This window comes from Ruegeria sp. G7 (assembly GCF_056535465.1).
In genome coordinates, this window is record NZ_JBQFIL010000001.1 from 1,435,706 (window position 1) to 1,455,604 (window position 19,899).

A 19,899-nucleotide genomic window follows, 5' to 3' on the forward strand; every position below is an offset into this window, starting at 1 on the left:
CAGCCTTGAATGAGACTGTCATTTAAGGGAGTGCCGCGTGACCAATTTCTCAGCCGTTACAACCGCCTATCGCGGCGCATGGGCGCGACGGCGCGTCTTTGTGCCGATCTATATAGCGGTACGATTGCTGCTGGTGGCCCTGATCGCACCGGGCGTTGCGATCGCGGTTAATCTGGCGGTGTCCCTGTCGGATCAATCGGCGCTGACCGATCAGGATATCGCCATGTTCCTGCTGTCGCCTGCAGGCTTCATCGCGGCGGTAGCGGTGCTCAGCCTGTTTCTGCTGGCCGAGGTCTTTGTCTTTTCCGTCATGGCCGGGTCGCTGCGCATGGGCGAAAGCGATCCGTGGCGCGCGGGCAGCGCCTCGATCCGGTTGATCCTGACACGGATACCTGCGCTCTTTGCGTTTGCCGCCCGCTTCATCCTGCGTGTTCTGGTGCTGGCGTTGCCCTTTGTTGCGGTGGCAGGCCTGATCGCATGGTGGATGCTGACGGAATACGACATCAACTATTACCTCACCTTCCACCCGCCCTCTTTCTGGGTCGCGGTGGGGCTGATCGGCGTTGTTGTTCTGTGCCTCGCCTGGGTTCTGATCCGCAGACTTTCCGCTTGGGCGCTGGCGCTGCATCTGGTGCTGTTTGAGGGGGCCAAACCGGCCGAGGCGTTTTCGATCAGCGCAGAGCGCATGGAAGGCCGGCGCGGGCGGCTGAAAATCCAGCTGGGCGTCTGGCTTGTGCTGCGTGTTGTGATTGCCGCGTTGATTGCCGCTGTGGTCGGGGTGCTTTTTGACCTCATTCCGCTGGAACAGGGTACCAATCTGCGGTTTGCGCTGATCCTCAGCCTGATCATCGCGGGCCTGTGGTCATTGGCGGGGCTAGTGCTGGCGGCCATTGCGCTGGGCGCGCTGGCGGTGCTGCTGGATGGCTTCTTCGACACCGAGGGACGAGAGGTTCCGCATCCCGAACCGGGTAACCTGCGCGCGCCGCTTTATGCCGTGGTGGGCGGGGCCGCCGTTGCGGTTCTGATCGGCCTCTGGTCTGGGCAAGAGCTGCTGGAGCGTATTCAGGCCCCTGATCATGCAGATGTCATCGGTCACCGGGGCGCGGCAGCGATCCGGCCGGAAAACACTATGGCAGCGGTTGTCAAAGCCATCGAGGACGGCGCCGACTGGGTCGAGATTGACGTGCAGGAAACGGCGGATGATGTGGTCATCATCGCCCATGACAGCGATTTCATGAAGCTGGCGGGCGTGCCCCTCAAGGTCTGGGACGCAACGATGGAGGATGTGGCCGAGATCGATATCGGCAGCTGGTTCGACCCGCAATATGCCTCGGAACGGACGCCCACGCTGCGCGATGTGCTGGAGGCCGCCAAGGGCAAGTCCAAGGTCATCATCGAGCTGAAATATTATGGCCATGATGTCGATCTTGAAAACCGCGTGGCGGCGATTGTCGAAGAACTGGATATGCAGGATGACATCGCCACCATGTCGCTGAAATACCCCGCGGTGCAGAAGATGAAAGCGCTGCGCCCGGATTGGCGTGCCGGGGTTCTGGCCGCGACTGCCGTCGGCGATCTGTCGGGGTTGGATGGTGATTTCGTTGCCGTGAACGCGGCGACGGTGACGCCGGGCCTGATCCGCTCGGTCCATGAGGCGGGCAAGGAGATCTATGTCTGGACCGTGAACGATCCGCTGCAAATGTCAGCGATGGCCTCGATGGGCGTCGATGGGCTGATCACCGACCGCCCCGCGATGGCCCGTGAAGTGTTGCGCGTCCGCGCCGAAATGGGCCCGGGTGAGCGGATCATGCTGTGGCTGGCGACGACCTTCGGGATGTCGGTCGATACCTCGGAAATGCGCGATGAAAGCCCTTAAGTACGCCGCTTTGATGGTCGGTTGTGCGCTGCCTGCCACCGCGCAGGACCTGATGCGCAGCGTCGAAATGCCCGCGCATCGGGCGCTGATGGCCAAGGCCGGCGACGCCGAGTTGACGCCGTTTGAAACCGATGGCTGCTCGGGCGGGCTGTCTTCAAGCTGGCGGCTGGTGGCCGAGACCTTCCCCAAGTTCAGCCTGCTTTATGAGGCGCATCCGCCGTGGGAATACTGCTGCGTCACCCATGACCGCGCCTATCACAATGCAGGCAGCGCCACGCAGGCCGATGCCAGTTTCAACGCCCGCCTCGCCGCCGATGACGCGCTCAGGGCCTGCGTCGCAGCCCATGGCGAAACCCATGTCGAGGATTATGCCGAACGCTACGACATGACGCCGGACCAGATCCGCTCGGTCCATTCGATCACGTCCGAGGCGATGTTCATGGCCGTCCGCTTTGGCGGTGGCCCCTGCAGCGGGCTGCCGTGGCGCTGGGGGTTCGGCTATCCGGGCTGCACAATCTTTGACCCGACTGCGCGCGAATGACGTCGTGACAGGCCCGGAATTTTGCATTATCCAACATTTCAAACACGCGAATTGGGATTCTGAGACACATGGCTGATCACAAGCACGGCGAAATGGACATCACCGTCCAAACCAAAACCTTTGACGGGTTCGTCAAGTTCACCACATGGTGCGTGGTGGCGATTGTCTTCCTCTGTATCTTCCTGGCGGTTTTTGCGGCCTGATCCGTAGCGTAGCGCGCTGACGTGTTCAGGATACTGATAGCCTGCCTGCTGGCAGTAACGGTTGCGGGCTGCGCGGGATCGCAACGCCCGCAGGCTGATCCATCCGAGATTGTTGCCCGATCTTATCGTGATCCCGGGCCATCGACGCTGACGTTATATACGATGATCAGCACCCGCACCGGGTCGGGCGCACATACGTCGCTTATGATCAGTGGCAGCGAACGGGTGATCTTCGATCCTGCGGGCTCTTTCCGGGCCGATGTGGTGCCAATCAGGAACGATGTGCTCTATGGCATCACGCCAAATGTCGAGCGCGCCTACCGCAGCAGCCACGCGCGCGAGACGCACTATGCGCGCATCCAGACCATCGAAGTCACCCCGCAGCAGGCCGAGATCGCGTTGCAATTGGCCAAGCAAATGGGTCCGGTGGCCGGGGCATTCTGCGCCAATTCGACCGCGCAGCTATTGCAGCAGGTTCCGGGGTTCGAGCAGATCAGCACCACTTTCTACCCTGTCAAACTGTCGGATCAGTTCGGCCAGCTTCCAGGTGTCGTCACCACCGAGTACCGCGAGAGCGACTCGGCTGATCTGCAGCAGGGCCTTGCAGAGAACAACGCGCGCCTGAACCAGCTTGAAGCAGCCTCAACCAACTAGATAAAGCAGACCGTAGAGCGTGGCGGCCCCGCTGAAAATCGCGGCCAGCACGTTTTTTGTGACGTACCCAACCGTCAACGCCACCGCTGCTGCTGCCATGCGCGGCAGGTTCGGTTGTCCGTCCGTGGCCGAAGGCCACACAACCAAGGGCGCGATCAGCGCAGGAATGATGGCCACCGCCGTATAGCGCAGGTGGCGCAGCAGCCAGGGTGGCATCGGGCGATCCCCGACCAATCCGATGAAGGTGAAGCGCAGCAAATAGCTGCCAATGGCCAGCCCTGCGATGATGATCCATATGGTCGTAGCGTCAATCTGGGTCATGGTTTGCTCCGCTCCAGCATCAGCTCGGTCTGTGCGCCCGCGATCATCCCTACCGTTCCCGCGATCAGCAGGCCCAGATTGAACGGCACTGCAACGGTCAGCAGGGCGACCACGATGGCAACCAGCGCAGCCACCACATGGGCCAGCGTGCGCATCATCGGCCCAATCATCGCCAGAAACGTGATTGGCAGGGCAAAATCCAGCGCCCAGCTTTCCGGTATCTGCGCCCCAAGAACGGCCCCGAGATACGTGCCCAATATCCACAGCGGCGTAATCGGTGTCACCGATCCGACGAAATAGATCATGCGCTGGGGCACGGTCATGCGCGGCTCTTTCTCGAACTGCACGATTGAACAGGCATAAGATTGATCCACGATCAGATAGGCCGCGCAAGCCCGCTGCCACAACGGTGCCGCCCCCAGAAACGGCGTCAGCGAGGCCGAATACATGGCCACCCGCAGGTTCACTGCCAATGCCGAGATCAGCACGATGAGTGTCGGCGTATTGTCCTGCAGGAGTTGCAGCGCGGTGAACTGTGCCGCCCCGGCAAAAACAGTGGCCGAAAAGGCCATGGTTTGGGCGACATTCAACCCGGCCTCGGCGGCAAATACACCGAACAGCAGACCGAAGGGCACCGCAATAAACACGAAGGGCGTCCCGTCGCGAAAACCTTTCCAGAAGTATGACTTGGATGTGGCAGAGGCCATGGCTAAATCCTATGGTGACGCATGCAGCAGTAGACGTCTTGGGAAAGGGTTGCAATTGGCCACGGAAATCGATCTGTCCGACTATCTCATCGCCCCCGATCCGGGTGGTGCCCGCTTGACCCGCGCGGTCGAGGGCGTGGACCAGAACGGCGAGGTCAGCCAGATCTCGGTGGTCGAGGAACGCCCGCTGACGATTTTCCTGAACGCGCAGGAAATCGTGACCGCGATGACCATTGGCGACTATCCCGAATATCTGGCGCTGGGGTTCCTGCGCAACCAAGGCATGCTGCTGCCCGATGATGACATCACGCGCGTCGATTATGACGACGATCTGGAAACCGTGGTCGTTCGGACTGCGCGTGAAACCTCGTACGAAGACAAGCTCAAGAAAAAGACTCGCACCAGCGGCTGTGCTGTTGGCACAGTCTTTGGCGACATGATGGAGGGGCTTGAGGATGTACGGTTGCCGCAAGTGCAGGTGCGGACCTCGTGGCTCTATGATCTGGCGGCCAAGATCAACCGCACCCCGTCGCTGTACCTTGAGGCCGGGGCCATCCACGGCACGGTGCTGTGCCGAGAAAGCCGCCCCTTGGTCTATATGGAGGACGTGGGCCGCCACAACGCTGTCGACAAGATCGCCGGCTGGATGCTGTCCGAGGGTGAGGGCGCTGCGGATAAGATTCTCTACACCACGGGCCGCCTGACCTCGGAGATGGTGATCAAGACAGCGATGATGGGAATCCCGGTTCTCGCCTCGCGCTCTGGCTTCACCGCCTGGGGCGTCGAAATCGCGCGCGAGGTCGGTCTGACCCTGATCGGTCGGATGCGCGGCCAGCGGTTCATCTGTCTTTCGGGCGAAGACCGTCTGCTGCGCGATATTGATCCCACAACGGTTGCGGTTGAGGATAAGAAACATCGCAGGAAGAGCGCAAATGGTTGAGCGTGCCGCAAAGCCCATGGGCGTGATCCTCGCGGGCGGCCTTGCGACCCGGATGGGTGGTGGCGACAAAGGCCTGCTGCAACTGGGCGGGCAGAGCCTGCTGGGTTATGTGATCGACCGGTTGCGCCCGCAAGTGGATGGCCTTGCACTAAACGCCAACGGCGATCCGGCGCGGTTCGCCGATCTGAACCTGCCGGTCATCGCGGATTCGATTGACGGCTTCGCGGGCCCTTTGGCAGGTGTATTGGCCGGGCTCGACTGGGCAGCCGAACAGGGGGCCGATAGCATCGTAACAGCTGCCGCCGACACGCCGTTCTTTCCCCACGATCTGGTCGCGCGCCTAACGCAGGCTGCTGAGGGGCAGACGCATCCGCTGGTTCTGGCCACCACGCCGCGCACCGGCGATGAGGCGTTGAAATCGGGTGGCGGCAAGCGCGTGAACCGGCACCCGACGTTCGGCCTCTGGCCCGTGGCGTTGCGCGATGATCTGCGCGTGGCGCTGACCGGGGGCTTGCGCAAGGTGGTGATCTGGACCGATCAGCATGACGGGCGCGAGGCCCTGTTTCCGGCCGAGCCGTTCGACCCCTTCTTCAACGTCAACACCCCCGACGATCTGGCCCGCGCCGAAACCCTGCTGGAGCAGGCATGAGGGTCTACGGCGTCACCGGCTGGAAAACGCCGGCAAAACCGGGTTGATGGAGCGGTTGGTGACCGAGATCACCGGTCGCGGTCTGTCGGTCTCGACCGTCAAACACGCGCATCATGCGGTTGATGTGGACCAGCCCGGCACCGACAGTTACCGCCACCGCACGGCGGGCGCGTCCGAGGTGCTGCTGGCCTCGGGCAACCGCATCGCGCTGATGCAGGAGTTGCGCGGCGCGCCAGAACCATCGCTGGCCGAGCTGCTGGCCCGCCTCTCGCCGGTAGATCTGGTGCTGATCGAAGGCTTCAAACGCGAGGTCCATCCCAAGGTCGAGGCATTCCGCGCCGTGGCAAACAACCCCCTGATCGCCCCCGATGACCCGACCATCCGCGCGGTTGCCAGCGACACGCCGCTGGATCTGGACCGCCCAGTCTTTGACCTGAACAACACCGCCGTCATCGCGGATTTCATCCTGCAAGAGGTCGGGCTATGAGCAAACCGGACATCACCCCGCCGCCCCTGCGCAACGATTGCTTTGCCCTGCCTGCCGGGGTCAACTGGACGCCGGTGGATGACGCGCTGGCCCTGCTGCGCGAGCGGCTGACCGTCGTGACCGGGGGCGAAACCGTGCCCCTGATGCAGGCCACGGGCCGCATTCTGGCCGAGGATGTGATCGCCAGACGCTCAAACCCGCCGCAGCCGAACACGGCGGTGGACGGCTATGGCTTTGCCGGGGCGATGCCGGAAGGCCCATGTGTTTTTCCTCTGATCGAGGGCCGCGCGGCGGCGGGTGTCCCCTACGACGGCTCGGTGCCCGCGGGCCACGCCATCCGCATCCTGACCGGCGCGGCCCTGCCCGAAGGGGTCCAGACGGTCATTTTGGAAGAGGATGTGACGGTTCAGGATGGCCATATCGCCTTTCACGGCCCACTGAAACAGGGTGCGAACACACGCAAGGCCGGCGAGGATGTGACAGAGGGGGCCGTGGCGCTGCCTGCCGGGCGGCAGGTCACGCCTGCGGATTTGGCGCTGATGTCTGCAGTGGGTGTCAGCCAGGTCGCGGTCCGCAAAGTGCTGCGCGTGGGGGTCTTGTCCACGGGCGATGAGCTGGTCGAACCCGGTGATCCCGCAGGGCCGGGGCAAATATTTGATGCAAACCGTCCGATGCTGCTGTCGCTGATCAAGCGCATGGGGTTTGACGCAGTTGATCTTGGCCGGGTGCCTGATGACCGGGTCGCCTTGCAACAACGGCTGGATGAGGCGGCAGACCAGACGGATGTGATCCTGACCAGCGGTGGCGCTTCGGCGGGGGATGAAGACCATGTCTCGGCTCTGCTGCGCGCGGCAGGCGCAATGCAGGAATGGCGCATTGCGCTGAAACCGGGGCGTCCTTTGGCGTTGGGCCTGTGGCAGGGCACGCCGGTATTCGGTTTGCCCGGTAATCCGGTCGCAGCACTGGTCTGCACGCTGATCTTCGCCCGCCCGGCGCTGTGCCTGATGGCCGGGGCGGGCTGGCAGGACCCGCAGGGTTTCGATGTGCCAGCCGCCTTCGAGAAGCGCAAGAAACCGGGCCGCCGCGAATATCTGCGTGCCCGGATCCGCGACGGTAGGGCCGAGGTGTTCCGGTCCGAGGGTTCGGGCCGTATCAGCGGCCTCAGCTGGGCCGAAGGACTGGTCGAGATCGAAGACGGCGCGCGCCACATTCAGCCCGGTGATCCCGTGCGCTTCATCCCTTACGGCAGCTTCGGGCTCTGAGGCGCCTTAATCGAACGTCCCCGCCACACGCCCGACCAGCATGAAGGCCCGCGCCGTGCGGGTTTCGCCCAATGCGGTCAGTTCGGCGTCGCTGGCATCGGGTTCGAAATCGGCGATCATGTGGTCAAAGCGGCGCAGGAAATGATGCGCCGCATCGCGAAAGATCGGGTCCTGCTTCATCCGCGCCGCCGTCAGCGCCAGCGAAGACCGGTCGCGGATACCGCCCAGCGTCGCAACCGCGCGCCCGCGCGCCCCTTGGGCAAACTGCCGCCAAATCTCGGGCCGGGCCATGTCGGGGCGCAAGTCGTCCATATAGATCCCCTCCTGGCTCAGCAGGGTCAGAACATCCTGCGAGGCCTGCACCAGTTGCGCCGCCTTGCGATCCTTCAGCGCAAGGCGCAGGGCGTCGAAACCCGCCGTATCGTCCTGCGTTTCGGGAAAGTTCAGCGCCCGAATGAAGACATCGCGGGGCAGGGGCGGCGCGATCTCTTCGGCCAACGTCCCCAGCTCCAGCGAGGTCTGGTTCGCCGGTTCGGCCACCCGCTTGCCGGGGCGCATCGGCTCGGCCCGATTGGTCGAAAAGGTCGCCAGCGCGCTTTCGGTCTTTTTCGCGGTTTCGGCGATCTCGTCCAGCTTTTTGCCTACGGTCGGCTCATAGGTGCTGGCCGCGCGCTGCGCTTGGGTGACGTAGCTGTTGCGGATCGCATCGATTGCGGTCTGCAGCCGCGCGCTTTCCTCGCGCATGACCCGGCTGGCGCGCATGGCAACCGCGGCGACCCAGATCATCGCCACCGGCAGGAACACGGCCAGCGCGGTGACAATAAACCCGCCTTGCCCGGCACCGGGCAGCACCAGAAACACCACCGACACCACCAGCCACACCAGGCTGAGCGCAGCCGCCGCGATCTCGATCCCGGTCACCGAGGGGTGGCCGGGCCGGTCATATATGCCCAGCGAGGTCGCTTTCTTGCTTTCCGGATCAGGGTCGGTGTCGGACATGACAGGACGCTCCGGGATCAGGCGTAGGTGATGCTCAGGATTTCATAGGACCGCACGCCGCCGGGGGTGCGCACCTCGACACTGTCGCCTTCATCCTTGCCGATCAAAGCGCGCGCGATGGGGGATTTGATGTTCAGCAGGCCCGCTTCGATATTAGCCTCATATTCGCCCACGATCTGCCAGGTCTTTTCTTCGTCGGTGTCTTCATCGACCAGCGTCACCTTGGCCCCGAACTTCACCGCACCCGACAGCTTGGTCGGATCGATCACATCAACCAGCGACAGCACGCCCTCAAGCTCTTTGATGCGACCTTCGATAAAGCCCTGCTTTTCACGGGCCGAGTGATATTCGGCGTTTTCCTTCAGGTCGCCGAGTTCGCGTGCCGAGGCAATCGCCTCGATAATCGCCGGGCGTTCGACGGATTTCAGGTTTTTCAGCTCCGCCTCAAGCGCGGCATTGCCCGCAGGCGTCATGGGGATTTTTTCCATAGTCTTGTCGTCCACGCATAAACTGTGACGCCCCGCCGCCTGAAATCAGCGTCGGGGCGAATGATGGGTCGGCAATTACCTGACCTAAATGAGGCGTGAATTGCAAGGGGGCAGGCGCGCGTTCTCGCACAACCTGCAACTTAGCGCCGCTTCGGCGGCGGCGGTTTTCGCCTGTGGCGCGATCCCAGAAGGTCGCCGCGCCGCCAGCGATGGGCCTCGGACCCTAGCCAGAGCAGTTCAATCATACTGGATCACCTCGAACTCGATGCCGTTGTCATCGCGGAAGTAAAACCGGCGACCCGGTTCATAATCGGCGTGATTGTGCGGCTCGAACCCGGCCTCTTTGACCTTGGCCTCGGTGGCATCCAGATCTTCGACCAGCACGCCCACATGGTTCAACCCGCCGACAACGTCATAGCTGCTGTTGGTCAGCGGCTTGGGGTCGCCGGGGTTGTACAGCGCCAGATAGGTGTGCGGCCCGCCCACATGCACGGTATAGCCGCCCGCGATGGCCGGGCCTTCCCAGCGGGTTTTCCAGTCAAAGACCTTCGCCATCCACGCGGCCGAGGCTTTGGGGTCGCGGACCGTGAAATTGGTGTGTTCAAGCGTCGCCATCATGGGAACTCCTTTGTGAATTGAGGCTTGTCCCGACTCACCGTAATTTCTAAACCTAACTTTAGGTCAAGGATAATTTGCGAGGGTGTCATGGCAGTATCCGAAGGGCTTGCAATCGGCGCGCTGGCCCGGCGCACCGGGCTCGCGGTGTCAGCGATCCGGTATTACGAAGCGCAGGGTCTGATCGCGCCCTGGCGCAACGCAGGCGGGCAGCGGCGGTATCAGCGGGCGGACATCAGGCGGCTTAGCTTTGTCATGATCGCCCAGCAATTCGGCCTGACCCTGCCGGAAATCCGCGAGGTTCTGTCCGGCCTGCCCGGCAATCGCACGCCCACGCCGCAGGACTGGAAAGCGATCAGCGTCAATCTGCGCGCGCATCTGGATCAGCGAATCGATACGCTGATACGACTGCGCGACAATCTGGATGGCTGCATCGGCTGCGGCTGCCTCAGCCTGCCCAAATGCCGACTTTACAACCCCGATGACCGGGCCAAATCCCATGGTAGCGGTCCCAGATACCTGATGGGTGATGCGCCAGAGGGCTGATGTGTCGAATAGCGGCATTGTTACGCCGTGTTTCGATTGACCAAGCTCTTTCAGACCATGTAATCAGCCGTGAAACAATATTGCGCCGAGCTCGCAGTGAAAGCGCCAATTCGGAAAGTTAGCTAAGGAGCCCGCGATGGCCGAGATTGAACGCGAAGCGATGGAATATGACGTGGTGATCGTGGGCGCTGGCCCCGCGGGCCTGTCAGCGGCCATCCGTCTGAAACAGCTGGATGCCGACCTGAATGTCGTGGTTCTGGAGAAGGGCTCGGAAGTGGGCGCGCATATCCTGTCGGGTGCGGTGCTGGACCCCTGCGGTTTGGACGCGCTGATCCCGGACTGGAAGGAAAAAGGTGCCCCGCTGAACGTGCCGGTGCAAGAAGACAACTTCTACATGCTGGGCGAGGCCGGTCAGATCCGCATCCCCAACTTCCCCATGCCGCCGCTGATGAACAACCACGGCAATTACATCGTGTCGATGGGCAATGTCTGCCGCTGGATGGCGGAACAGGCCGAAGAGCTGGGCGTCGAAATCTTCCCCGGTATGGCGTGTTCGGAGCTGGTCTACGGCGAGAATGGCGAGGTCAAAGGCGTTGTGGCCGGTGTGTTCGGGCTTGAGCCCGATGGATCTTACGGCCCCAACACCGAGCCGGGGATGGAACTGCACGGCAAATATGTCTTCCTGTCGGAGGGCGTGCGAGGCTCGTTGTCCAAAGAGGTCATCAACAAATACGACCTGTCTGCGGGCAAAGAGCCGCAGAAATACGGCGTCGGCATGAAAGAGATCTGGGAGATCGACCCGGCCAAGCACAAGGAAGGCTCGGTCACGCATACGATGGGCTGGCCTTTGGGCAGCAACGCGGGCGGCGGGTCCTTTATCTATCACCTTGAAAACAATCAGGTCTATGTCGGCTTTGTGGTTCACCTGAACTACAAAAACCCGCATCTGTATCCCTACATGGAATTCCAGCGCTTCAAGCATCACCCGATGGTGGCTGAGCTGCTCAAGGGCGGCAAGCGCGTGGCGTATGGCGCGCGGGCGATCACCGAGGGCGGCTATCAGTCGATGCCGAAACTGGTCGCGCCGGGCGTGGCGCTGCTGGGCTGTTCGGCGGGCATGGTCAACGTGCCGCGCATCAAAGGCAACCACAACGCGATGCTGTCGGGCAAGGCCGCGGCCGAGGCAGCCTTTGACGCCATCAAGGCCGACCGTTCGGGCGATGAGCTGACCGCCTATGAAACCGATGTGCGCAACGGTGCGATTGGTGCTGACCTGAAAAAAGTGCGCAACGTCAAACCGATCTGGTCGAAATGGGGCCTGACAGCCTCGCTGATGCTGGGTGGTCTGGATATGTGGACCAACACGCTGGGCTTTTCTTTCTTTGGCACGGTTGGTCACGGCAAAAACGACGCCGAGTCGACTGAGGATGCCAGCAAGCATCAGCCCATCGACTATCCAAAACCCGACGGCGTATTGTCCTTCGACCGTCTGACAAACGTGTCCTTCGCAGCGACCAATCACGAAGAAAGCCAACCTTGCCATCTGCGGCTGGCCGATCCCGAGATTCCGGTCAAAGTGAACATGCCGAAATATGATGAACCGGCGCAGCGCTATTGCCCAGCAGGCGTGTACGAGGTGGTTGAAGATGAGAACGGGCCGCGATTCGTTATCAACTTTCAGAACTGCGTCCACTGCAAAACCTGCGACATCAAGGATCCCAGCCAGAACATCACCTGGACCACGCCGCAGGGTGGGGATGGCCCGAACTACCCAAATATGTAAGCGAAAAGGCGGGCTCTGGCAGGGTCGTGAAGGCTCTGCCATTGCCTCTTGCCCGCCGAAGCCCTAGCTTGTCGGTCAGTCAATGACAGCAAGGCAGGATATCGGTGGTTTCCCTGGTTCGACGCGCGGCACTGGCCGCGATCCTCAGCTCAGCACTGGCGCTTCCGGCGATGGCGGATACCGGGTCTTATCTCGCCGGACGGCAGGCGATCTATCAAAGCGATTATCCAGCGGCTGAACGCTACTATGCGCAGGCGCTGAAAGCTGATCCCGAAAACGCCAAACTGTTGGAAAACGTCGTTGTGGCGCGCCTTGCCCTGGGCCAGATCGAACGCGCCCTGCCGGTCGCCGAAACCATCGAGGCCAATGGCCTGCCCAGCCAGGCGGCGCGGATGGTGATCGCAGCCAACCTGATCGCTGACGGTGCGCTTGACGAGCTTCTGTCCCGTGATCCTGAAACCCAAGGCGTTGGCCCGCTGGTTGACGGGTTGATGACGGCCTGGGCTTACATGGATCAGGGTGCTGTAACCAAAGCGATGGAGCAGTTCGACGTGGTCTCGACCCAGGATGGGTTGGCAGAGTTTGCGCTCTACCACAAAGCCATGGCGCTGGCATCGATTGGCGACTTTGAGGGTTCTGACGCGATCCTCGCCGCCAATAACGGTGCTGTTTCGCGCTTCTCGCGCCGCGCAGCGCTGGCGCGGACCGAGATTCTGTCGCAGCTGGATCGTAACGCCGACGCGCTGCAATTTATGGAAGACGTTTTTGCCAACGGCAGCGATCCCACCATCGAAAGCTATGTTACGCGTTTGTCGGATGACCAGACGCTGCCTTTCACGCATGTTCAGTCGGCGCGCGATGGCATGGCCGAAGTGTTCTTTTCGGTTGGGGCGGCGCTTAGCGCCGAGGCCTCACCGGACTATGTTCTGCTCTATGCCCGCATCGCGATGTTTCTGCGCCCCGATCATATCGACGCGATTTTGCTGAGCGCCGAGCTGCTGGACGGGCTTGAACAGTATGATCAGGCGGTCGACGTTTACCGGCAGGTGCCGCCCAACAGCAGCGATTATCACGCGGCGGAACTGGGACGTGCCGAAGTGCTCAGCCGATCCGACCGCAAGGACGCCGCGGCTGAAGTGCTGCAAAATCTGGCGGCGCAGAACCCTGATCTGCCTGGTGTCCACGTAGCGCTGGCCGATCTGCGTCGCCAGCAAGAGGACTATGCCGCCGCCGTCACGTCCTATGACCGGGCGATCGACCTGACTGAGGAGGGTATCGGCGGCAATTGGTTCCTGCACTACGCCCGTGGAATCTCGCACGAGCGGCTCAAGAACTGGGACAAGGCCGAGGCCGATTTTCGTCGCGCGCTGGAACTGAACCCCGATCAGCCGCAGGTTCTGAATTACTTGGGCTACTCGCTGGTCGAACGGCGCGAGAAGTTGGATGAAGCGCTTGAGATGATCGAGCGTGCGGTCGCGGCGCGCCCGGACAGCGGTTATATCGTCGACAGCCTGGGCTGGGTTCTGTTCCGTCTGGGCCGCTACGAAGAAGCGGTGGACCATATGGAGCGCGCGGTAGAGCTGATGCCGGTCGATCCGGTTGTCAACGACCATCTTGGTGACGTCTACTGGGCCGTAGGTCGTGCCCGCGAGGCCGAATTCCAGTGGAAGCGCGCCCTCTCGTTCATTGATCCGGAAGAGACCGATGGCGAAGCCGACCCCGAACGCATCCGCCGCAAGATCGAGATCGGGTTGGATGCGGTACTGGTCGAGGAAGGCGCCGAGCCCCTGAAGGTCGCCAATGAAGGCTAAGGCGTTTGCGCCGGCCAAGATCAACCTGACCCTGCATGTGACCGGCCAGCGCGCAGATGGCTACCATTTGCTGGATTCGCTGGTTGTATTTGCCGATGTGGGGGATCGGCTGGAGCTTACGCCGGGGCCTGAGCTGTCGCTTGAGATCAGCGGAGAGTTTTCGGATGGTGTGCCTTGCGACGCCCGCAATCTGGTCTGGCAGGCGGCTGAGGCGATAGGCTGGACCGGTCTTATCCAACTGGACAAACACCTGCCCCATGGCGGTGGCATTGGCGGCGGGTCCTCGGACGCGGCTGCGGTCTTGCGTAGCCTGAGAGCCCAAGACGCCGGGATGGCGGATACCGTGCCTGTCTCGCTCGGCGCGGATGTGCCGGTTTGCATGAGGGCCTCAGCCGCGCGGATGCGTGGGATTGGCGAGCGGGTTGAACCGATCGCGTTGCCGCCCTTGCCCGCGTTGTTGGTCAATCCGGGCATTGCCGTTCCCACCGGGCCGGTTTTTGCAGCTCTGGAGCAGCGGGATAATCCGCCCATGCCGGAACAAGTCCCGGCCTTCAACACGCCGGAAGACTGCGCCGGGTGGTTGCAGGATCAACGCAATGATCTGCAGCTGCCGGCAACCTCCGTCGCGCCCGGGATCATTGATGTGCTTGACGCGCTGGGTGAGACACGGGACGCGTTGCTGACGCGCATGTCAGGTTCAGGCTCAACCTGCTTCGCGCTCTACCCGACACTGAAGGCGGCCCATTTCGCCGCCTATGAGATCGGCACGGCACATCCCGATTGGTGGTGCCGGGCAACGCTGCTTAGTTGAGACGAGAGACCACGTAATCCGCCAGATCGCCCAGCAGGTCGCGGATCTCATGATCGGGCAGCGCCGCCAGCGCCGCTTTGGCCTTGGCCGCCCAACCGAACGCATCCGCACGCGTGGCATCCAGCGTGCTGTATTTCGCCATCAGCGACAGGGCATGATCCAGATCGCCCTCTTCCTGACGACCGCGCCCGATTGTACGCTCCCAAAACGCGTGTTCTTCGGTTGTGGCCTGCGCCACAGCCTTGATCACGGGCAGGGTGAGCTTCCGCTCGCGGAAATCGTCGCCGACATTTTTGCCGGTTGCTTTGCTGTCACCCTGATAATCCAGCAGATCATCTGCGATCTGGAACGCAATCCCAAGCGCGTCACCATAGTCATACAGCGCTTTGACCTGCGCCTCTGACGCGCCTGCGATGACGCCACCCACTTCGGTCGCAGCCGAAAACAGCGCCGCCGTCTTGCCGCGCACAACCTGCAGATAAACGCTTTCATCCGTGCCCAGATCGGTGGCGGCGGTCATCTGCAGCACCTCGCCCTCGGCAATTGTGGCCGAGGCGTTGGCCAGAATGTCCAGAACCCGAAGCGAACCCGTCTCGACCATCAACTGGAAGCTGCGGGAAAACAGGTAATCGCCCACCAGAACGCTGGATTTATTGTCCCACAGCAGGTTCGCCGTGGGTCGCCCGCGCCGCTGACCGCTCTCGTCGACCACGTCGTCATGCAGCAGGGTGGCGGTGTGAATGAACTCGACCGTTGCAGCCAGCTTGACGTGGTGATCCCCGGCATAGCCAAACAGCTGCGCCGCAGCCAGCGTCAGCATGGGACGCAGGCGTTTACCACCCGCTTCCACAAGATGGGCCGTTACTTCGGGAATGCGCGGGGCGTGCTCGGACGCCATCCGCGTCCGAATCAGCGTGTTCACCGCTGCCATTTCATCCGTCAGCATATCTGCCAGACGCTCATGCGGTTTCGAGATCGTCCCGACGTCCATCACACTCCTGATACAAGGCTCGACATCCCGGTCGCCTTGCCCTTACATCCATCCCCATGAAAGAACTATTGCGCAGCACCGATCCGACCATCCTGGCCTTTGCAACAGCTCTCCTTGAGGGCGAGGATATAGACTGCTTTCAGATGGACGTAAACATGAGCATCCTCGAAGGCGGCATCGGAATCTTTCCCCGCCGCCTGATGGTGCGTGCCGATGACCTGCCCCGCGCCGAGCGGGTCATGCGCGATAACGAGGTTCCTCTGGGCCGATGAGCCGCTTTGCCGACAATGATCTAACCCGCAATGACTTTTTGGGGGGGCGCGTGCGCCTGTGGCAACCGCGATCGGGATACCGGGCCGGGGTTGATCCGGTTTTGCTGGCGGCCGCTGTGACGGCACATGCGGGCCAGTCGGTGCTGGAGCTGGGCTGCGGTGCCGGGGCGGCCATTCAGTGCCTGATGGCACGGGTGCCGTGCCTGCAGGCCACTGGCGTTGAGCTGCAGCCCGCTTATGCGGAATTGGCGCGTCGAAACGCCGAGGCGAACGCGGCGCTGACCGTGATTGAAGCTGACCTGAATGCCTTGCCGGAGGAATTGCGCCAGATGCAATTCGATCACGTTATCGCCAACCCGCCTTATTACCGCGCAGGGACGCATAGCCCGTCCGCCGACGCTGGGCGGAGGGCGGCGTTGGGTGAAGAAACACCGCTGGAGGACTGGATTGACGTCGCCGCCCGCCGGCTGGCACCACGCGGCTATCTGCACATGATACAAAAGGCCGACCGCCTGCCGGATATGCTGGCGGGTTGCGCGGGCCGGCTGGGCTCGATCGAGGTGCTGCCGCTGTCTGCGCGCGTCAACCGTGCCGCAGAGCTGGTGATTTTGCGCGCGCGCAAAGGTGGGCGCGCTGCTTTCCGGCTGTGTGCACCGCTTATCCTGCATGCGGGGAATCGACATCTGGAGGACGGCGAGAGCTATACGCCGCAGGTGTCGGCGGTGCTGCGGGACGGCGCGGATTTGACCGGGTATTTCGCCTGATCGGCAATGACCAGCCGAAATTGTCGGATTTATGTCAGATTCTATGCGCCTGCAGCGTGACAGGCTGGAAATGATGTGGTCAACTTCTTACGTGACATTCACAAACCCATAGAAGGAGGACCGCCATGAGCGTGAGCGCACATCTGACGGAGTTGAAGAAGAAACACGAAATTCTCGGTCTTGAAGTGGAACAAGCGCAACGCTCACCTGGTATCGACGATCTCCATATCGCGCAGCTGAAAAAGCAAAAGCTGAGGCTGAAGGAAGAGATCGAGCGCCTGTCGACTTAACCCGTCAGGCTGGCGCGGGCAGCGATGGCTGCGCCACCGGTGACAAACAAGGCCGCGATCGCCAGACCCCAGGACGGGGCGGCGATCCCGGCCAGAACCAAGACCAACGTGGATAACAATGGTGCTGCGTAAGAGGCGGTGCCCAAGATTTGAATATCCCCGCGTTTGACCCCGATATCCCACACATAAAACGCCAAACCGACCGGCCCCAAACCCAGTGCGATGGCCGAGGTCCACGCCAGCGCGCCCTGCGGCCAGACCGTTTCTTCCATCGCAAAATGCAGGAGCCAGGACGCTATGGCGGTCAGTATGCAAAAGACTGCAACCGAGCTTGTGGGCACGTCGCCCAGTCGACGCGACAGGACCGAATAGCTGGACCATGTCAGGGCGCATAACAGTGCCAACCCATAGCCGGGCAGATGTTGCGCCTGAAATCCTGCATCGCCGCCGCCTGTGATGATCACAGCCGCCCCGGCAAAGCCAAGACAGGCCCCGATCAGGTGACCGGGTTTCAGATGCTCTCCGGGCAGCAGGCCCGACAGCAGTACGATTAGCAAAGGCCAGAGATAGGCGATCAGCCCGGCCTCAGCCGCGGGGGCCATGCGCAGAGCTGAAAAGTAAAGCGCGTGATAGCCGAAAAGCCCAATTGTGCCAAACAGATAGGTCGGCCAGGCGACTTGGCGCAATTGCCGCAGGCCGCCATTTGCGATGGTCCAGATCAGGCCAAGCGTACCGCCAATGGTAAAACATATCGCGTTCAGCAACAAAGGTGGTGTGGGTGCCGATCCCACAGTGAATAAAGCCAGCAGAGACCACAGCAACACCGCGACGAAGCCGATTGCGGTCGCGCTTATCTGGTTCATTCGATGGCCACCTTTTCGACGGGAATGATCTCGAACTCATCTGAAATATGCGCGGTCTTTTCAATCTCGGATATGAACCAGTCGCGGAAGGCCGCAATCTGAGGCCGCCTCTCGGCCCCTTTCACGCAGAGGAATCGAAAGCGCCCGGCAGTTTCAAGCGCGACTTTGAAGGGCGCAACCAGGCGTCCTTCGGTCATGTCTTTCAGGATCATGGCGCGCCGTCCCAGCACCACGCCAAGCCCTGCCACAGCGGCATCGATCGCATGGTCCGCGTTCGAAAAATGCGCCCCATGGGTTGGCGCGAAATCCAGTCCAACCGCGCGAAACCAGGCAGACCAGTCGCAGCGCGGTTTCAGAAAACTGATCGAGTCGTCATGGATCAAGGGCGCATCACGCAGCGATTCGGGCGTGGGGAATTGCTCGGCCAGATCGGGCGTCATCACCGGTGTCAGCCATTCCTTGCGAACGGGAACGGAATACAGGTCCTCATCTGGCCCGTAGCCAAAGCGAATGGCCACGTCCACATCATCGCGTTCAAGATCCATGTTGCGCAATGTGGCCGAGAACTTCAGGTCAATCCCCGGGTTTGCCCGTGCGAACTCGTAAAGGCGCGGCGCCAGCCACTTTGCTGTCAGGGCAGGGCCAGCGGTAACGGTCAGGCTGGTCTCATCCCGCAGTCTGCGCGTGGCCTGCCAGGCAGCCTGAAGCGCCGCAAACCCATCCGCCGTTCCCGGAGCAAGTGTGCGTCCGGCCTCGGTCAACTCGACGGCGCGGTTGAGGCGGCGGAACAGGGGATGCCCCAGATGCTCTTCTAACGACTTGATCTGAAAAGACAGCGCAGCCGGGGTCACGTTCAACTCCGCCGCCGCCTTGGCGAATGACATATGGCGTGCGGCAGCATCAAAGGCGCGCAGCGCGGTAAGAGGGGAAGGCGGTCGGGCATATCAGTTAAGAAATTTTGAATTGAGGTGACGAAAACTCTCGTTTGTGCAATTTAAAATCAAAGGTCATGTTGAGGGCAAGACAAATTTAACTTGATAGGAAAGGGTTCAGCATGATCGAGATGACAACAAACCCGGCCGTCCAAAGCGCCATTCATCGCGCCCACAAAGAGCGCAGCAAAGCAGTCGTGGCGCTTTGGTCCTGGCTATTTGGTTCCCGCTGATCGCTGCGCGCGCGATCTTACGGGATAAAAGAAGGGCCGGTCCTTGATGGACCGGCCCGCTTTCTGTTCGGGGTCTGTTGATCAGACGAAGAACTGCGCACCATTCGCCGAGATGGTCGAGCCATTGATGAACTGCGAGTCGTCCGAGGCCAGGAACGCGACACAGCGGGCGATTTCTTCCGGCTCACCCAAACGACCCGCCGGGATCTGGCCGATGATCGATTCGCGCACCTTTTCCGGCACCGCCATAACCATTTCAGTTGCGATATAGCCGGGGCAAATCGCATTGGCCGTGATTCCGGCGCGCGCGCCTTCCTGAGCCAGCGACTTTACGATACCCAGATCACCCGCCTTGGTGGCAGCATAGTTCACCTGAGCGAACTGGCCTTTCTGACCGTTGATCGAGCTGATGACGATGATGCGGCCAAACTTACGCTCGCGCATACCCGGCCATACGGGGTGCACGGTGTTGAACACCCCGGTCAAGTTCGTGTCGATCACCTGATGCCATTGCTCGGGTGTCATCTTGTGGAACGGCGCGTCACGGGTGATACCAGCATTTGCGACCACAACGTCGATGGGGCCAACCTCGGCTTCGACCTTTTCGATACCTGCCTTGGATTCATCGTAATCGGCCACGTTCCATTTGTAGGTGGCGATCCCGGTTTCGTCGGTGAACTTTGCGGCGGCTTCGTCGTTGCCTGCATAAGTGGCGGCAACATTGTATCCTTCGGCCTTGAGCGCCTTGGAAATTGCTGCGCCGATGCCGCGGGAGCCGCCGGTTACGAGTGCTGTACGTGCCATTTTAGGAATCCTCCAGTCTTAGTCGTCTTGGTAATGTTGTTACTGTTATGATTTATG

22 protein-coding genes and 2 pseudogenes are annotated in these 19,899 nt (G+C 61.7%); 15 read left to right on the forward strand and 9 right to left on the reverse strand.

The window, feature by feature from the left end; all coding sequences use genetic code 11:
- Positions 1–37: 37 nt before the first annotated feature.
- The 4 genes from ACR3EN_RS07190 (at position 38) to ACR3EN_RS07205 (ending at position 3,274) form a co-directional block, all read left to right on the forward strand.
- Entirely contained in the window at positions 38–1,876 is a 1,839-nt protein-coding gene (locus ACR3EN_RS07190; protein ID WP_480823476.1) for a glycerophosphodiester phosphodiesterase family protein, read from the forward strand.
- Positions 1,863–2,417, forward strand: coding sequence for a hypothetical protein (locus tag ACR3EN_RS07195; protein WP_480823478.1), 555 nt, complete (start codon positions 1,863–1,865; stop codon positions 2,415–2,417). The genes ACR3EN_RS07190 and ACR3EN_RS07195 overlap by 14 nt, the downstream gene beginning before the upstream one ends.
- 68 nt (positions 2,418–2,485) lie before the next feature.
- Positions 2,486–2,620 carry an aa3-type cytochrome c oxidase subunit IV gene (locus ACR3EN_RS07200; protein ID WP_480531848.1) on the forward strand — a complete coding sequence of 45 codons (135 nt, stop codon included), beginning with the start codon at positions 2,486–2,488 and terminating at the stop codon, positions 2,618–2,620.
- A 21-nt stretch (positions 2,621–2,641) separates the two neighbouring features.
- Entirely contained in the window at positions 2,642–3,274 is a 633-nt protein-coding gene (locus ACR3EN_RS07205) for a hypothetical protein (protein ID WP_480823480.1), read from the forward strand.
- Here ACR3EN_RS07205 and ACR3EN_RS07210 read toward each other — a convergent pair.
- A complete protein-coding gene (locus tag ACR3EN_RS07210) occupies positions 3,263–3,595 on the reverse strand; it encodes an AzlD domain-containing protein (RefSeq protein ID WP_480823482.1) in 333 nt (110 codons plus the stop codon). The genes ACR3EN_RS07205 and ACR3EN_RS07210 overlap by 12 nt on opposite strands.
- Positions 3,592–4,302 (reverse strand): AzlC family ABC transporter permease, encoded by a 711-nt coding sequence (locus tag ACR3EN_RS07215; protein WP_480823484.1) that lies wholly within the window; start codon positions 4,300–4,302, stop codon positions 3,592–3,594. Before ACR3EN_RS07215 ends, ACR3EN_RS07210 begins: the two co-directional genes overlap by 4 nt.
- 49 nt (positions 4,303–4,351) lie before the next feature.
- On the opposite strand from ACR3EN_RS07215, the gene ACR3EN_RS07220 reads away from it, so the two are divergent.
- From ACR3EN_RS07220 to ACR3EN_RS07235, 4 genes and pseudogenes are all read left to right on the forward strand, one after another.
- Positions 4,352–5,242, forward strand: coding sequence for a formate dehydrogenase accessory sulfurtransferase FdhD (locus ACR3EN_RS07220; protein WP_480823486.1), 891 nt, complete (start codon positions 4,352–4,354; stop codon positions 5,240–5,242).
- Positions 5,235–5,891, forward strand: coding sequence for a molybdenum cofactor guanylyltransferase MobA (gene mobA, locus ACR3EN_RS07225; protein WP_480823488.1), 657 nt, complete (start codon positions 5,235–5,237; stop codon positions 5,889–5,891). Before ACR3EN_RS07220 ends, mobA begins: the two co-directional genes overlap by 8 nt.
- A pseudogene (mobB, locus tag ACR3EN_RS07230) lies at positions 5,888–6,378 on the forward strand (molybdopterin-guanine dinucleotide biosynthesis protein B). Before mobA ends, mobB begins: the two are co-directional and overlap by 4 nt.
- The gene (locus ACR3EN_RS07235) at positions 6,375–7,640 is read left to right on the forward strand and encodes a molybdopterin-binding protein (protein ID WP_480823492.1); all 1,266 of its coding nucleotides are present in this window, start codon (positions 6,375–6,377) and stop codon (positions 7,638–7,640) included. Before mobB ends, ACR3EN_RS07235 begins: the two are co-directional and overlap by 4 nt.
- A gap of 6 nt (positions 7,641–7,646) precedes the next feature.
- Here ACR3EN_RS07235 and ACR3EN_RS07240 read toward each other — a convergent pair whose 3' ends face one another.
- The 3 genes from ACR3EN_RS07240 to ACR3EN_RS07250 form a co-directional block, all read right to left on the reverse strand.
- The gene (locus tag ACR3EN_RS07240; protein WP_480823494.1) at positions 7,647–8,639 is read right to left on the reverse strand and encodes a hypothetical protein; all 993 of its coding nucleotides are present in this window, start codon (positions 8,637–8,639) and stop codon (positions 7,647–7,649) included.
- Between the two features lie 17 nt (positions 8,640–8,656).
- On the reverse strand, positions 8,657–9,127 hold the full coding sequence (greA, locus tag ACR3EN_RS07245; protein WP_480531867.1) for a transcription elongation factor GreA: 471 nt from the start codon (positions 9,125–9,127) through the stop codon (positions 8,657–8,659).
- Positions 9,128–9,364: 237 nt separating this feature from the next.
- Positions 9,365–9,745 (reverse strand): VOC family protein, encoded by a 381-nt coding sequence (locus ACR3EN_RS07250; protein ID WP_480823496.1) that lies wholly within the window; start codon positions 9,743–9,745, stop codon positions 9,365–9,367.
- A gap of 87 nt (positions 9,746–9,832) precedes the next feature.
- Here ACR3EN_RS07250 and soxR point away from each other — a divergent pair, with 87 nt between their 5' ends.
- The 4 genes from soxR to ACR3EN_RS07270 all read left to right on the forward strand — a co-directional run bounded on the left by soxR (position 9,833) and on the right by ACR3EN_RS07270 (position 14,693).
- Positions 9,833–10,288, forward strand: a complete 456-nt coding sequence (soxR, locus tag ACR3EN_RS07255; RefSeq protein WP_480823498.1) for a redox-sensitive transcriptional activator SoxR — start codon at positions 9,833–9,835, stop codon at positions 10,286–10,288.
- Positions 10,289–10,424: 136 nt separating this feature from the next.
- Complete coding sequence (locus ACR3EN_RS07260; RefSeq protein ID WP_480823500.1) at positions 10,425–12,071, forward strand: electron transfer flavoprotein-ubiquinone oxidoreductase; 1,647 nt, start codon at positions 10,425–10,427, stop codon at positions 12,069–12,071.
- Positions 12,072–12,175: 104 nt separating this feature from the next.
- Positions 12,176–13,882 carry a tetratricopeptide repeat protein gene (locus tag ACR3EN_RS07265; protein ID WP_480823502.1) on the forward strand — a complete coding sequence of 569 codons (1,707 nt, stop codon included), beginning with the start codon at positions 12,176–12,178 and terminating at the stop codon, positions 13,880–13,882.
- A complete protein-coding gene (locus ACR3EN_RS07270; protein ID WP_480823504.1) occupies positions 13,872–14,693 on the forward strand; it encodes a 4-(cytidine 5'-diphospho)-2-C-methyl-D-erythritol kinase in 822 nt (273 codons plus the stop codon). Before ACR3EN_RS07265 ends, ACR3EN_RS07270 begins: the two co-directional genes overlap by 11 nt.
- Here ACR3EN_RS07270 and ACR3EN_RS07275 read toward each other — a convergent pair.
- A complete protein-coding gene (locus ACR3EN_RS07275) occupies positions 14,686–15,684 on the reverse strand; it encodes a polyprenyl synthetase family protein (protein WP_480823506.1) in 999 nt (332 codons plus the stop codon). The genes ACR3EN_RS07270 and ACR3EN_RS07275 overlap by 8 nt on opposite strands.
- Positions 15,685–15,740: 56 nt before the next feature.
- Between ACR3EN_RS07275 and ACR3EN_RS07280 the strand changes: the two genes are divergently transcribed.
- The 3 genes from ACR3EN_RS07280 to ACR3EN_RS07290 all read left to right on the forward strand — a co-directional run bounded on the left by ACR3EN_RS07280 (position 15,741) and on the right by ACR3EN_RS07290 (position 17,010).
- Positions 15,741–15,956, forward strand: a complete 216-nt coding sequence (locus ACR3EN_RS07280; protein WP_480823508.1) for a putative signal transducing protein — start codon at positions 15,741–15,743, stop codon at positions 15,954–15,956.
- Positions 15,953–16,720, forward strand: coding sequence for a tRNA1(Val) (adenine(37)-N6)-methyltransferase (locus ACR3EN_RS07285; RefSeq protein WP_480823510.1), 768 nt, complete (start codon positions 15,953–15,955; stop codon positions 16,718–16,720). Before ACR3EN_RS07280 ends, ACR3EN_RS07285 begins: the two co-directional genes overlap by 4 nt.
- Before the next feature lie 125 nt (positions 16,721–16,845).
- Positions 16,846–17,010: a YdcH family protein gene (locus ACR3EN_RS07290; protein WP_480823512.1), complete on the forward strand. Its 165-nt coding sequence runs from the start codon at positions 16,846–16,848 to the stop codon at positions 17,008–17,010.
- Here the strand turns inward: ACR3EN_RS07290 and yddG are convergent.
- The 3 genes and pseudogenes from yddG to phbB form a co-directional block, all read right to left on the reverse strand.
- Positions 17,007–17,873 carry an aromatic amino acid exporter YddG gene (gene yddG / locus ACR3EN_RS07295; RefSeq protein ID WP_480823514.1) on the reverse strand — a complete coding sequence of 289 codons (867 nt, stop codon included), beginning with the start codon at positions 17,871–17,873 and terminating at the stop codon, positions 17,007–17,009. The two genes, ACR3EN_RS07290 and yddG, sit on opposite strands and share 4 nt — an antisense overlap.
- Positions 17,870–18,816 (reverse strand): annotated as a pseudogene (locus ACR3EN_RS07300) (transcriptional regulator GcvA). The gene yddG and the pseudogene ACR3EN_RS07300 overlap by 4 nt, the downstream one beginning before the upstream one ends.
- A gap of 303 nt (positions 18,817–19,119) precedes the next feature.
- The gene (gene phbB, locus ACR3EN_RS07305) at positions 19,120–19,842 is read right to left on the reverse strand and encodes an acetoacetyl-CoA reductase (protein WP_480843531.1); all 723 of its coding nucleotides are present in this window, start codon (positions 19,840–19,842) and stop codon (positions 19,120–19,122) included.
- Between the last annotated feature and the right edge of the window lie 57 nt (positions 19,843–19,899).